13 protein-coding genes are annotated in these 12,853 nt (G+C 66.9%); 7 read left to right on the top strand and 6 right to left on the bottom strand.

Annotation, left to right across the window (positions count from 1 at the left end):
* Positions 1-63: 63 nt before the first annotated feature.
* Positions 64-918: a hypothetical protein gene (locus tag BMW72_RS01835; RefSeq protein WP_092106636.1), complete on the top strand. Its 855-nt coding sequence runs from the start codon at positions 64-66 to the stop codon at positions 916-918.
* Positions 919-1,309: 391 nt separating this feature from the next.
* On the opposite strand, the gene BMW72_RS01830 is transcribed toward BMW72_RS01835, so the two are convergent.
* The 3 genes from BMW72_RS01830 to BMW72_RS01820 all read right to left on the bottom strand — a co-directional run bounded on the left by BMW72_RS01830 (position 1,310) and on the right by BMW72_RS01820 (position 4,286).
* A complete protein-coding gene (locus BMW72_RS01830) occupies positions 1,310-2,215 on the bottom strand; it encodes a DMT family transporter (protein WP_092106634.1) in 906 nt (301 codons plus the stop codon).
* Between the two features lie 131 nt (positions 2,216-2,346).
* Entirely contained in the window at positions 2,347-3,777 is a 1,431-nt protein-coding gene (locus BMW72_RS01825; protein ID WP_092106632.1) for an MFS transporter, read from the bottom strand.
* 5 nt (positions 3,778-3,782) lie between these two features.
* Complete coding sequence (locus tag BMW72_RS01820; protein WP_092106630.1) at positions 3,783-4,286, bottom strand: MarR family winged helix-turn-helix transcriptional regulator; 504 nt, start codon at positions 4,284-4,286, stop codon at positions 3,783-3,785.
* Positions 4,287-4,364: 78 nt separating this feature from the next.
* Here BMW72_RS01820 and BMW72_RS01815 point away from each other — a divergent pair, with 78 nt between their 5' ends.
* Complete coding sequence (locus tag BMW72_RS01815; protein ID WP_092106628.1) at positions 4,365-5,213, top strand: alpha/beta fold hydrolase; 849 nt, start codon at positions 4,365-4,367, stop codon at positions 5,211-5,213.
* A gap of 4 nt (positions 5,214-5,217) precedes the next feature.
* Positions 5,218-6,270, top strand: a complete 1,053-nt coding sequence (lplAB, locus tag BMW72_RS01810) for a lipoate-protein ligase LplAB (protein WP_092106626.1) — start codon at positions 5,218-5,220, stop codon at positions 6,268-6,270.
* A gap of 47 nt (positions 6,271-6,317) precedes the next feature.
* Here the strand turns inward: lplAB and BMW72_RS01805 are convergent, their stop codons facing one another.
* Entirely contained in the window at positions 6,318-6,656 is a 339-nt protein-coding gene (locus BMW72_RS01805; protein ID WP_092106624.1) for a GNAT family N-acetyltransferase, read from the bottom strand.
* Positions 6,657-6,705: 49 nt separating this feature from the next.
* Between BMW72_RS01805 and BMW72_RS01800 the strand changes: the two genes are divergently transcribed.
* Positions 6,706-7,596: a DNA-methyltransferase gene (locus BMW72_RS01800; protein WP_092106622.1), complete on the top strand. Its 891-nt coding sequence runs from the start codon at positions 6,706-6,708 to the stop codon at positions 7,594-7,596.
* Between the two features lie 123 nt (positions 7,597-7,719).
* Here the strand turns inward: BMW72_RS01800 and BMW72_RS01795 are convergent, their stop codons facing one another.
* Positions 7,720-9,135 carry a GH1 family beta-glucosidase gene (locus BMW72_RS01795; RefSeq protein ID WP_092106620.1) on the bottom strand — a complete coding sequence of 472 codons (1,416 nt, stop codon included), beginning with the start codon at positions 9,133-9,135 and terminating at the stop codon, positions 7,720-7,722.
* Positions 9,136-9,329: 194 nt separating this feature from the next.
* Here BMW72_RS01795 and BMW72_RS18605 point away from each other — a divergent pair, with 194 nt between their 5' ends.
* On the top strand, positions 9,330-9,467 hold the full coding sequence (locus BMW72_RS18605) for a hypothetical protein (RefSeq protein WP_166787774.1): 138 nt from the start codon (positions 9,330-9,332) through the stop codon (positions 9,465-9,467).
* Between the two features lie 35 nt (positions 9,468-9,502).
* The gene (locus BMW72_RS01790) at positions 9,503-10,222 is read left to right on the top strand and encodes an amidase domain-containing protein (RefSeq protein WP_134450411.1); all 720 of its coding nucleotides are present in this window, start codon (positions 9,503-9,505) and stop codon (positions 10,220-10,222) included.
* Here the strand turns inward: BMW72_RS01790 and pgm are convergent.
* The gene (pgm, locus tag BMW72_RS01785) at positions 10,219-11,835 is read right to left on the bottom strand and encodes a phosphoglucomutase (alpha-D-glucose-1,6-bisphosphate-dependent) (protein ID WP_092106616.1); all 1,617 of its coding nucleotides are present in this window, start codon (positions 11,833-11,835) and stop codon (positions 10,219-10,221) included. The two genes, BMW72_RS01790 and pgm, sit on opposite strands and share 4 nt — an antisense overlap.
* Positions 11,836-11,870: 35 nt before the next feature.
* Here pgm and pheA point away from each other — a divergent pair, with 35 nt between their 5' ends.
* The gene (pheA, locus tag BMW72_RS01780; RefSeq protein WP_092106614.1) at positions 11,871-12,827 is read left to right on the top strand and encodes a prephenate dehydratase; all 957 of its coding nucleotides are present in this window, start codon (positions 11,871-11,873) and stop codon (positions 12,825-12,827) included.
* Positions 12,828-12,853 lie beyond the last annotated feature (26 nt).

The following is a 12,853-nucleotide window of genomic DNA, read 5'->3' as shown; positions in this document are numbered from 1 at the left end:
CCGTGCCCAAGTGTGGCTGGTCCGGCATTCGTCGGACTGCCGCAAGTAATCGAAAGGATCCACATGACTTCGAACTACACCTCCACGGCCTTCGGCTCTCCAGCCCGAAAGCGCATCGCCGTCGGCGCGGTCACGGTGATGACCGTCGGCTCACTTCTCGGTCTCGGCGTCGCGGGAGCGAACGCCACCCCCCTGACCGCGGACAACACGTCGAGCACGAGCTCCCACGCGGGCCACGACGTGCTCGCCTCGCTGACCAAGGAGCTGCGCGCCGACCTCCAGGGTGCCAGCAATGCAGAGACCACGAAGCAGGTCTCTGACACGCTCGCGAGCCACCCGGACCTCTTCGAGACCCTCCCGGCGAACCTACAGGCCGACCTGACCGCGCTCAACGCCGCGACCGCCGACCAGAGCGCCGCGACCGCCGCGCAGACGGCCGCTGCCGACAAGATCGAGATCACCGCGCTCGAGGGCGGCTACGGCGTGGACATCCAGAAGCTGGCCGAGGAGATCCAGAAGGACCCGGCACATCCGCTCGCCGCAGCCTTGCGTGGCCTGTTGGCCGTTGACGCCGAGCAGGGAACGGATGCCGCGAGTGCGGCCGAGAAGATTGCCACCACGATCTCCGAGAACCCGGCCCTACTCGCCCAGCTTCCCGAAGCGCTCACGGCCGACCTCGCCGAGCAGCAGGCACTCCCCGCAGCCGAGCAGGCCGCTGCGGCCGAGGCCCTCCTGGTCTCCGCGCTCGAGGGCGGTTACGGACCGGAGGTCCAGAAGGTCACCGAGCAGATCCAATCAAGCCTCGACGCGAAGGCTTCCGCTGAGGGAACGGCTGACGCCACTGCCTCAGCCGAGGGCGCCGACACCGACACCGACACCGACCTGAAGGTCGACGGCGAAGTCAAGGCCGACAACTAAAACCGCCTCACCGAAACCGGCCAGGGGTCGGGAGCTTTCGCTCCCGGTCCCTGGCTTTTTTGAGTCCCAAGCAGAAAGTGAGACGACGGAATCTAACACCGTTAGGGATACGCCCTGATGGGCCGGTCATGAGCTTCCCTCGCGCCGAAGCACTTCTGGCCGATCCGGCAGTCTCCGCGCGCCTGCTGTGACCAGCCGGCTGATCCGCACAGGCGAACCTGCGCCCGCTGGCTCTTCTCCTGGTCCCGGGTCAGGGCGGCGACTCGCCCATGTTCCCCGAGGTGCTCGGGAGCCCGCGGGTACCACGCCTCGGCGGCGGGCGGCTGACGGACCGCGGCGGAGTCGTCCTCCGGGCAATAATCATCTGGGCAAAGGCATTGGGAGGCACGCCCTAGCGTACTCGCGCCCCGTCGCGCCGCGCCGGCTGGGGAGCGAGTGCGCGCGCCGGGCGCAGCGTGCTCAGCGCAACACCGGCGAACACGATCACGCCGCCCACGAGCTGCGGCGTGGTCAGCTGGGCGCCGAGCACGACGGCGATGATCACCGTGAACACCGTGATCAGGTTCAGGAACAGGCCAGCCCGTCCGGGCTGAATGCTTTTCAGCGCCGCGTTCCACAGCACATATGAGCCGATCGAGGGGAAGATCGCAATGAAGATCACCGCCCAGCCGATGGCGGCATCCGTTGGCCAGGTCACCCCGCTGGCGAGCGCGACCGGCGCGAGCAGCACGGCCACGAACGTGCCTTGCAGGGCCGTGGCGGTGATCGGCGGCACCGGTAGCCCGCGACCGACGATCGTGTACAGACTCCAGACCACGATCGCGCCCACCATGAGCACGTCACCAGCGTTCGGTGTGCGCGTCAAAATGGATGCGAGCGCACCGTCCGTGATGATCAGCACCACTCCCACAAGCCCCAGTGCGAGCCCGGTGAGGCCCCGCCAGCCGATGCGTTCGCGCAGCAGCACAGCCGCGAGCACCACCATTACGGCCGGATTTGCGGCGTTGATGAGCGACGCGGACTGCGGCGTCGTGTACTGCAGAGCGGTATAGAGCAATAGGTTGTATCCGCCGACACCGAGCGCGGCGAGCAGCAACAGGCGCGGCCAGTGACGCAACACCCGAGCCCAGTTCGGACGTTCGACCACCTGGGCGAGAATCAGCAACGGAACGCAGGCGAGCAGCCAGCGCAGCCAGGTGAGTTCAACGGGGGAGAGGGTCTGCACGGCGATGCCGCCGACGATGTAGTTGCCGGCCCAGAGCAGGGTCGCCACGACGAGCGCGACGGTGGCCTTCATGTGCGCGGGGGTATCGATGTGGCGTGAAACGCGGTGGTGAAAGTGGTCATAACCTGCCTGTTGTTCGGATAAGGGTCTCTGGTTCGACCCTAGACCGCGCGCCGCGCGCCGGATTGTGCGAGCCCGCGGTATCAGCGCGGGGCGGTGGCCTCGACGATAGCGATTTCGCGCGTGGCGGTCTCGCGGTGGCGTTCGGCGGCGCGCTCGCGGTCGAGGTCCGGCTCCGCGTCGGGCTCGTCCTCGAAACGCGCCCGCTCGCGCACGACGGTGCGGGCGCGGCGACTCGGCCGAGCAAGCGGGACCTCGTGCCCATCGCCGGCGTGCCGTACGCGCACCCGCGGGGCGCTGAACGGATGCACGTGCACCCGTAGCCGGCGATACCGCACCATCCAGAACAGCACGACCAGTGCAGCCAACAGGCCGGAGATTGCGGCGAGGCCGAGCGCCCAACGGGGGCCGAAGACATCCGCTACCCAGCCGACGAGCGGGGCACCGAGGGGAGTACCGCCCACGAAGATGGCCATGTACAGTGCCATGACGCGTCCGCGCATCTCGGGCCGGGTCGTGGTCTGCACGTAGGCGTTTGCGGTCGTCATGAGGGTGAGCGACGACAGACCGACCAGCGTGAGAGATATGGCGAAACTGGCATACGTCGGCATGATCGCGGACAGCGCGCAGGCCAGGCCGAACAGGCCGGCACCGAGCACCACGAGCCGCAGCCGGGCACGACTGCGTCGAGCGGCGAGGAGTGCACCGGCCACGGCGCCGATCGCCATGATCGAACTGAGCAGGCCGAACTCTGCGGCCCCCTTGCCGAACTCGATCGTGGCCATAGTCGAGGTGAAGATGGCGAAGTTCAATCCGAACGTGCCGATCAGAAAGACCGCGATCATGACGACGACGATGTCGCTGCGCCCGCGCACGTAGCGAAAACCGGCCAGGAGCTGCCCGCGCTCACGCGAGGCCTTGGGCTGGCGGCGCAGCTGGTGGGTGCGCAGCAGGGTCATCGCGAAGACCGTCGCAGCGAAGGTGATCGCGTTAATCATGAAGACCCAGCCGGCGCCCACGGCGACCGTGAGCAGCCCGGCCGCCGCCGGTCCGATCAGACGGGCGCCGTGGAACGAGGCCGAGTTGAGCGCGACCGCATTGGACAGCTGGTCTTCGGCGACGAGCTCGGAGACGAAGGTCTGGCGGGCCGGGGCGTCGATCGCCGCGACCACGCCGAGGCCAAGCGCGAACAGGTAGACGTGCCAGAGCTGGGCAACTTCGAGCACGGTCAGAATGCCCAGGCCGAGCGCCAGCAGGCCCATCAGGGTCTGGGTCAGAATAAGCAGTTTGCGCCGGTTGAATCGGTCAGCGATGAGACCAGACCACGGCATCAGAACGAGCTGCGGGCCGAGCTGCAGCGCCATGGTGATGCCGACCGCCGTGGCGTCGTAGTCGGTGAGCTGGGTCAGTACGATCCAGTCCTGCGCGGTGCGCTGCATCCAGGTGCCGATGTTCGACACCAGGGCCCCGGCGAACCAGATGCGGTAATTGACGACGCTCAAGGAGCGAAACATGGCACTCAACTGTCGGCAAGCTCCTTCATGATGAGGGTTGCGTCGGCGAGAGTGCGGCGTTGTTCGGGGCTCAGCTGGGCGACGCGCTGCACCAGCCAGGCATCCCGACGCTTGCGGGTTTCGGTCATCATCGCGCGCGCGGCATCCGTCGTGCTGAGCACGATCTTGCGGCCGTCGAGCGCGGAATCGGTGCGGGTGACCAGCCCGGCATCAACGAGGCACTTCACGGTGCGGGTCATGGACGGCGGGGTGACCCGCTCGAACTCGCTCAGCTCGGTGAGGGTGAGCGGACCGTGCACGTGCAGCACGCCGAGCGCCGAGAACTGTCCGCTGCCCAACTCGTTCTCCGCTTTCTCCTGGCGCAGGCGACGGGCCAGGCGGCCATTGGCGAGTCGAAATTCGTGGCTGAGTTCAGCCGTATTGGTCGCTGCGGCGGGCTGGCCGTCAACCGGAGGCTGCGCCTTGATGACTCCGAGCCCTGACGTTTTGGGGGGTGTTCGCGATTCCATAGATACTTAGCATAGCAAATTAGCCTTGCTAAGTACATTGCTTCGGGCCACTCGGCCCAAACACGGCAGACTGGCCTCGTGCCCACATATACGGATGCCTCTGGCCTGGTCGTCACCTACTACGTCTGGCCGGTCGCCGCCCCGCGTGCCGTGATCCAACTTGCGCACGGCGTCGGCGAACACGCCCGGCGCTATGCGGTGCTCGCCGCCGACCTCAACCGGGCCGGCTACACGGTCTACGCCGATGACCACCTGGGTCACGGCCAAACCGGGCTCGCCCAGCACGGCGGCGATCACACGAAACTCGGCCGGCTCGGTGCGGGCGGGCTGCGGGCGGCCGTGGCCGGCGTGCACCAGCTGAGCGGCATCATCCGCTTAGAAAACCCGACCCAGCCGCTCGTGCTGCTCGGGCACAGCTGGGGATCCTTCATGGTTCAGATGATCGTGAACAAGCATGCCGGGGAGTACGACGCCGTCGTGCTCTCGGGCACCGCGTATCGCTGGCCCGGCTCCCTCGACGGCGGCGACCTGAACCGCAGGCATCAGACGCTCGGCACGACGGGGGTCGAGTGGCTCAGCCGTGATCCGGCCGTAGCCGCGGCCTTCGTGGCCGACCCGTTGACCACCGCAACGTCGCTCGCAAAGCTGTTCGGCGTGCGTGAGGCCGCCCGCCTGTTCGGCCGGCCGGCGAAGAACCTGCCAACGGACCTGCCGCTGCTCGTGCTGATCGGGGGCGACGACACCGTCGGCGGCGAACGCAGCGCGCTCAAATTGGTGAACGCCTATGTCCGGCGGTCCGGGCTGCGTGATGTGCGTCTGATCGTGTATCCGGGGGCGCGGCACGAGGTTTTCAACGAGACCAACCGCTCCGAGGTGATCGGCGATCTGGTGGCCTGGCTCGACGAACGATTTACCGCCGTAGGCTGATTACATGCATGGTGAATATAAGGTTCCGGGCGGCAAGCTTGTCGTCGTCGATCTCGATGTCGTCGACGATGTCATCACCGACTTTCGGCTTGCCGGGGACTTCTTTCTGGAACCCGATGACGCGCTCGAAGACATCAACGCGGCGGTGACCGGTCTGCCCGCCGGCAGTACGGCCGCCACGATCGCCGCCGCCGTGCGCGATGCGCTGCCCCAAGGCGCCATTCTGCTCGGTTTCTCCCCGGAGGCGGTAGCCGTGGCGATTCGCCGGTCTCTCGCGCAGGCGAGCACCTGGCGGGACTACGACTGGCAGATCATCCACTCGCAGACGCCCGTCGCGCCCGTGCTGCAGATGGCCCTCGACGAGGTGCTCGCCACCGAGGTCGGCGAGGGGCGCCGGCAGCCCACCCTGCGCATCTGGGAGTGGAACGAGCCGGCCGTCGTCATCGGCAGCTTTCAGTCCCTGAAGAACGAGGTCGACCCGGAGAACGCCGCGAAGTACGGATTCACCGTGGTGCGGCGCATCAGCGGCGGCGGCGCCATGTTCATGGAGGCCGGCTCGGTCATCACTTATTCCATCTACGCTCCGACCGACCTCGTGCAGGGCATGAGCTTCGCCGACTCCTACGCCTTTCTCGACGAGTGGGTCATCACCGCGCTCAAGTCTCTCGGCATCGACGCGCACTACCAGCCGCTCAACGACATCACGAGCCCGACCGGCAAGATCGGCGGGGCCGCGCAGAAACGCCTCGGCAGCGGCGCTGTGCTGCACCACGTCACCATGAGCTATGACATGGACGGCGAGAAGATGGTGCAGGTGCTACGCATCGGCCGGGAGAAGCTCAGCGACAAGGGCATCACGAGCGCCGCCAAACGGGTTGACCCGCTGCGCAGCCAGACCGGCCTGAGCCGCGCCGCCATCATCGACCGCATGAAAGACACCTTCACCGGTCTCTACGGTGCCAAAGCGGGTGACGTCACGGCCGAGGAATACGCCAAGGCCACCGAACTGGTCGCGAACAAGTTCAGCACCGAGGCCTGGCTGACCCGGGTTCCGTAAAGACGATAAGCGGATGTGGCTGACTGGGCCACCGGCATCATCTCGGCCTACCGGCCCCGCGTCAGCAGGTCCTGATACTCGGCGTGCCGGTCGATCCACCGGGCCACGTAGGAGCAGTCCGGCACCACGGCTCTCGTGGTGCGCACCCGAACGTCATCGAGTGCCTGCTCGACCAGAATGCTCGCCAGACCGTGGGCGCGCTGGGCCGGGTCGACCTCGGTGTGCGTGAAATGCACGGCGGTCGTGGTCGTGATGTAATCGGCCAGGCCGACCGGTTCCTGGCCCAGCAGCACCGTGTAGCGGCTCTGCTCGGGGTCGTGGCGCACCTCGAGAAGACCGGCATCGGCCAGATCCTGCGAGTGGATGATCGTCGATTCAGCAGTCATCCCGACAGACTAAGCGCAGAGGCGCCGTGCAGGCTGAAAGAATGGACAAATGCCTAACGCGTGGAGACCGACCAGCCCGAGCCGTGTCATCCACGCCGACAACCTCGAGGTGCTGCCCGGCCTGCCCGACGGCGTCTTCACGCTGATCTACCTCGACCCGCCGTTCAACACCGGCCGGTCGCAAAAACGGCAGAGCACCACCGCGGTGCGGTCGGTCGCCGTCGACGGCTCGCACGCGGCCGGCACGATCACCGGGTTCAAGGGTCAGCGGTATGAGCGCATCAAGGGTGACCTGCTCGGCTACGACGACCAGTTCGAAGATTACTGGGCCTTTCTCGAGCCGCGCCTGATCGAGGCCTGGCGTCTGCTCGCCGACGACGGCACCCTCTACCTGCACCTCGACTACCGCGAAGCGCACTACGCCAAGGTGCTGCTCGACGCCCTGTTCGGCCGGGAATGCTTTCTCAACGAACTCATCTGGGCCTACGACTACGGTGCCAAGTCCAAGAACAAGTGGCCGACCAAGCACGACACGATCCTGGTCTACGTCAAGAATCCCGCCCGGTACTACTTCGACTCGACCACCGTCGACCGCGAGCCGTATATGGCTCCCGGCCTGGTCACGCCCGAAAAGGTGGCCAAGGGCAAACTGCCGACAGATGTCTGGTGGCACACCATCGTCTCGCCCACCGGCAAGGAGAAAACGGGCTACCCCACCCAGAAGCCGATCGGCATTCTGCGCCGCATCATTCAGGCGTCGAGCCGCGAAGGCGACTGGGTGCTCGACTTCTTCGCCGGCAGCGGAACCACCGGCGCGGTTGCCGCCGCGCTCGGCCGCCGGTTCGTGCTCATCGACCAGAACCCTGAGGCGCTCGCCGTCATGCGCGCCCGCTTCGAGCCGGTTGCCGATGTCGAATTTCTTGAATCGACCGAGAAGTAATGCGGTGGGCTCGCGGCCCTCGATAAAGATGGCGGCACCGCTACGTAGGAGTACCGCCATCGCTCAGGAGTGCCGCGAGAAGCGGATGCTGCCAAGCGGTGGCATCCGCTTGGCCCGGGCGGCTCAGGCCGCGTGCGCGGCCCGAATGTGCGCCGCGTACATCCTTCCGCTGTCCTTGACCGTGCGTTCGAGCGTCTTGTAGTCGACCCGCACGATGCCGAAGCGTTTCTCGTAGCCGTACGACCACTCGAAGTTGTCGAGCAGGGACCAGGCGAAGTACCCGCGCACGTCGGCGCCGGCCGCGATGGCCTCGCCGATCTTGTCGATGTGCGAGGCGATGTAGTCGGTGCGCAGGGCGTCGTGCACGTCGCCGTCGGCGCTCACCCGGTCGTCGTAGGCCGCGCCGTTCTCGGTGACGTAGAGCGGCGGGAGGCGGTCGTACTCCTCGCCGAGCCGCACGAGGAGCCGGCGCAGCCCGTCGGGGTTGACCTCCCAGTCCATCGCCGTGCGCGGCAGGCCGCGGCTGGGAAAGGTGATGTACTCAGACCCGATCCACGGGGATCCGACAGAACGCGCAGCGCCGCCGACATGGGAGTCGCTCGCCGAGGCATCCGCATGGCCGCTCACGAGGTCGTCGTGATAGTGGTTGACGCCGAGAAAATCGAGTGGGGCGCTGATGATCGACAGGTCGTCTGCGTGGATGACCTCGGCCAGGCCGAACGGCTCCAGGTCGCGCAGGGTGTCCTCCGGGTAGGCGCCGCGCAGCAGCGGGTCGAGGAAAATACGGTTGGCGAGCGAGTCGAGCCGTCGGGCCGCCTCAATATCGACCGGGTCGGCGGCGTCGCGCGGCACAGCATTGGTGAGGTTGAGCGTGATCCCCAGATTGGGGGCTCCATTCGAACGCAGCGCGGTCACCGCGAGCCCGTGCGCGAGGTGCTGGTGATGCACGGCGGCCACCGCCGCCCGGCCGTCCTGCCGACCCGGCGCGTGCACGCCCGATCCGTAGCCCAGCAGCGAGGAGCAGAAGGGCTCGTTGAAGGTGGTCCAGTGGCTGACCCGATCGCCGAGCGCGGCGTAGACGTCGCTCGCGTAGTCGACGAAACGGTACGCGGTGTCGCGATTGGCCCAGCCGCCCTTCTCTTCGAGCGCCTGCGGCAGATCCCAGTGGTACAGGGTGAGCCAGGGCAGAATACCGGCGGCGAGCAGTTCGTCGACCAGCCGGGAGTAAAAGTCGAGCCCCTCCGGGTTCACGGCGCGGTCGCCCGGGCGCACCCGCGCCCAACTGGTGGAAAAGCGGTAGGCGTCGAGGCCGAGGGAGGCCATGAGCTGCACATCGGCGGGCATCCGGTGGTAATGATCCACGGCCGTTTCGAGGTCGTCACCTCCCGCGATCGCGCCCGGCACTCGCGCGAACGCGTCCCAGATCGAGTCTTCCTTGCCGCCGGCATGGCCGGCGCCCTCGATCTGCGCGGCGGCCGTCGCCGACCCCCAGAGAAAATTGTGCGGCCAGGGGAACGATGCGGGTTCGGTCTGCGACATGACACGACGGTACCCCGCGGCGCCGGCTTCGACCAGTGCGAGAAAAGTTTCGTCCGGAGTCAGCGTGCGGAACCGCAGAGATCAAGCCGAAACCGGCCCGAAATCGGGTGAATCCTGCCGATTCGACCGAGATCTCCGCAGTTGTGAACGTGGCATCCAGTACTTCTGATATTCGTCGCGGCTAAGCTCGAATCATGCTGCAGAACAACGAACCCACGGAGGCCGACCAGCGGCGCCTCCGCCGCCGGTTTCTGATCGGCGTCCTCATTGTGGGAGGGCTCGTTGCCCTCGCGGCGGTCGCGCTCTACCTCAGCGCCGCAATGAGCGCCTAGGCAGTCCCTCCAAACGAAGTGAGTACATTGTGCAGTTGACCCGGTGGCAGCGACTCGGCCTGACCACGGCCGTCGGAGCCGTGCTCGCGGTTGGCGCGACCGCGCTCGTCGTACAGGCCCTCGAAGGCCCCGCTGAATCCACGAACACCGGGCAGCCGAAGACCGCCCTGGCAACGGATGCCGCCACACCGGCGAAAACGGATGACCCGGCTCGCGTCACCCCCACCGACCCGGCCGCTGCCGCCCCGGTCGAGGCGGCACCCGTGGTGAGCGCAGCCGTCACCGCCCAGATGGACTACCTCCTCGCGCACTGGCAGCTGGACAACTACAACTCTGCCGAGTGGGGTGTGCTCGGCGAGAACGACTGTGTCAACTTCGCGAGCCAGGCGATGATTGCCCGCGGCTGGACCATGGACGGCGTGTGGTCGAGCCCGAAGAACGGCAACGCCTACGATGCCTCGGCGGCCTGGCGCAGCTCGACGGCCTTCATGAACTACATCGCATCAACCGGAAAGGCCACCGCCCTGACCGATCAGCAGCGCGACCAGGTGAAGGTCGGCGACATTGCGCAGTTCGACTGGGACAACACCGGCGACCGCGACCACACCGGCATCGTCACCAAGGTGGAGAAGGTCGGCGACACCATCGCCATCTCCTTCGCCGGGCACACCCTGGACTCCGACTACCGCTCGGTCGACACGGCGATCACGGTGGATCACCCGGGCGCGACGGCGTACTACTGGAGTGTTCCCTAGGCGATCGCGGCGTCGACGATGGCCTTGGCTTCGCGCTGCACCTGGGCCAGGTGCTCGAGGCCGAGGAAAGACTCGGCGTAGATCTTGTAGACGTCTTCGGTGCCGCTCGGCCGGGCCGCGAACCAGGCGTTCTCGGTCGTTACCTTGACGCCGCCGATGGCCGCTCCGTTGCCGGGGGCCACACTGAAGGCGCCGGTGATCTTCTCGCCGGCGAGTTCGGTGGCGGTGATCATCGAGCCGTCGAGTTTGGCCAGCGCGGCCTTCTGGGCTGGCGTGGCCGCAGCATCCACTCGGGCGTAGGCAGGGGCGCCGAAGTGCTCGGCGAGCTCGGCGTAGCGCTGCGAAGGGGTTTTGCCGGTGACGGCGAGAATTTCGGAGGCGAGCAGGGCGAGCAGAATGCCGTCCTTGTCGGTGGTCCAGACGGTGCCGTCGAAGCGCACGAAGCTCGCGCCGGCGCTCTCCTCGCCGCCGAACGCGACTGAGCCGTCGATCAGGCCGGGCACGAACCATTTGAAGCCGACTGGAACTTCCCAGAGGTCGCGGCCGAGAAACCCGGTGACCCGGTCGATCATCGTCGACGACACGAGCGTCTTGCCGACCGCGGCATCGGGCTTCCAGCCTTCGCGGTGGCTGTAGAGGTAGTCGATGGCGACGGCCAGAAAATGGTTGGGGTTCATCAGGCCGCCGTCGGGCGTGATGATGCCGTGCCGGTCGGCATCGGCATCATTGCCGGTGAGGATGTCGTACTCGTCTTTGTGGGCGAGAACGGATGCCATCACCGACGCACTCGACGGATCCATCCGGATCTTCTCGTCCCAGTCCAGGGTCATGAATCGCCAGGTCGGGTCGACCTTGGGGTTGACCACGACGAGGTCGATTTCGTAGCGGTCGCGGATGGCGCCCCAGTAGCCGACGCTCGCGCCGCCGAGCGGGTCGGCGCCGATCCGGATTCCGCTGGTGCGGATGGCCTGCATGTCGATGATGTTCTCGAGGTCGTTCACGTAGTTACCGCGAAAGTCGTAGGTTTCCACGGCGCTCGGCTCGCTCATCAGCACGCCGACCAGGCCACCGGCGATGAGCTCGTTGGCGCGATTCGCGATCCACGAGGTCGCGTCGCTGTCGGCCGGGCCGCCGTGGGGCGGGTTGTACTTGAAGCCGCCGTCCATCGGCGGGTTGTGGCTCGGCGTGACGACGATGCCGTCGGCCAGGTCGCCGTGCTCGGCGCGGTTGTAGGCCAGGATCGCGTGCGACAGCGAGGGGGTGGGCACGTAGTCATCGAATTCGTCCACGAGCACGCGCACACCGTTGGCGACGAGCACCTCGAGGGCGGTCGTGTAGGCCGGGCCGCTCAGGGCGTGCGGATCCGTGCCGATGAAGAGCGGGCCGGTGATGCCCTGGCCGGCTCGGTATTCCACGATCGCCTGGGTCGTGGCGCTGATGTGATCCTCGTTGAACGCGGTGTTCAGCGAACTGCCCCGATGTCCGGACGTGCCGAAGACGACCCGTTGGGCCGGCACCGCGACATCCGGTTTCAAGTCGTAATAGGCCTTGATCAGCCCATCAACGTCGATAAGGTCAGATTCCAGGGCTCGGGTGCCCGCACGTTCGCTCATGAGCACAGTCTGGCACCCCCGGTAGGCTGTGAGCCATGCCCGACGCGCCGAATCCGCCCAAAAATCAGACCTACAGCTATCTCGGCCCGGCCGGCACCTTTACCGAAGCGGCTCTGGCCCAGGTGGCTGAGGCACGTGGCCAGATCTGGCGGCCGGTCAACAATGTGGGTGAGGCCTTTGCCGACGTGATCTCCGGCCGCAGCTTCGCGGCGATGATCGCCATCGAAAACTCGGTCGACGGCGGCGTCACCGCCACCCAGGATGCCCTCGCGAGCGTGCCCAACCTGCGCATCATCGGCGAATACCTGGTGCCGGTCAACTTTGTGCTCGTCGCTCGCCCCGGCACCACCCTGGCCGATGTGCGGGTCGTCAACGCGCATCCGGTCGCCTACGGACAGTGCCGCAATTGGCTTGAGAAGACCCTGCCGAGCCACGGCCACCTTCCCTCGTCGAGCAACGTCGCCGCGGCATCCGCTCTGCTCGACACCACGCAAGCGGATGCTGCGATCGCCCCGCCCGGCATCGAGAAGCATCACGACCTCGTCGTTCTCGCGTCGAATATCGGCGACAACCCGAACGCGGTCACCCGGTTCGTGCTGGTCGGCCGCACGGCCGAGCTCACCGCTCCGACCGGCGCCGACAAGACGAGCCTCATCATCGAACTGCCGAGTGACCGCTCGGGTGCCCTGCTCGAGATGCTCGAGCAGTTCGCCACCCGGGGGGTGAACCTCAGTCTCATTCAGTCCCGTCCGATCGGCGATTCCCTCGGCCGGTACCGCTTCGTCGTCGACGCCGACGGGCACATTCTTGACGAGCGGGTCGCCGATGCGCTGCTCGGACTTCGCCGGTTCAGCCCCAAGGTGATCTTTCTCGGGTCGTATCCGCGGGCCGACAAGCGCCCGATCGAATTCACCTCACGCTACGACGACGGCATCTTCATCGAGGCTCGCGATTGGTTGCGTGGCCTGGTCGGCGGGGAACCGGCCGAGTAGGTACAGCGGCGGGGAACCGGCCGAAT

Source organism: Cryobacterium luteum, from assembly GCF_900110125.1.
Lineage (GTDB): Bacteria > Actinomycetota > Actinomycetes > Actinomycetales > Microbacteriaceae > Cryobacterium > Cryobacterium luteum.
This window is presented reverse-complemented; position numbering and strand designations above follow the sequence as displayed.

Coding starts and splice junctions, on each gene's coding strand:
- BMW72_RS01830 (WP_092106634.1), bottom strand. CDS start 2,215: ATGAAGGCCACCGTCGCGCTCGTCGTGGCGACCCTGCTCTGGGCCGGC.
- BMW72_RS01820 (WP_092106630.1), bottom strand. CDS start 4,286: ATGGAATCGCGAACACCCCCCAAAACGTCAGGGCTCGGAGTCATCAAG.
- BMW72_RS01795 (WP_092106620.1), bottom strand. CDS start 9,135: ATGTCGCAGACCGAACCCGCATCGTTCCCCTGGCCGCACAATTTTCTC.
- BMW72_RS01805 (WP_092106624.1), bottom strand. CDS start 6,656: ATGACTGCTGAATCGACGATCATCCACTCGCAGGATCTGGCCGATGCC.
- pgm (WP_092106616.1), bottom strand. CDS start 11,835: ATGAGCGAACGTGCGGGCACCCGAGCCCTGGAATCTGACCTTATCGAC.
- BMW72_RS01835 (WP_092106636.1), top strand. CDS start 64: ATGACTTCGAACTACACCTCCACGGCCTTCGGCTCTCCAGCCCGAAAG.
- pheA (WP_092106614.1), top strand. CDS start 11,871: ATGCCCGACGCGCCGAATCCGCCCAAAAATCAGACCTACAGCTATCTC.
- lplAB (WP_092106626.1), top strand. CDS start 5,218: ATGCATGGTGAATATAAGGTTCCGGGCGGCAAGCTTGTCGTCGTCGAT.
- BMW72_RS01800 (WP_092106622.1), top strand. CDS start 6,706: ATGCCTAACGCGTGGAGACCGACCAGCCCGAGCCGTGTCATCCACGCC.
- BMW72_RS01825 (WP_092106632.1), bottom strand. CDS start 3,777: ATGTTTCGCTCCTTGAGCGTCGTCAATTACCGCATCTGGTTCGCCGGG.
- BMW72_RS18605 (WP_166787774.1), top strand. CDS start 9,330: ATGCTGCAGAACAACGAACCCACGGAGGCCGACCAGCGGCGCCTCCGC.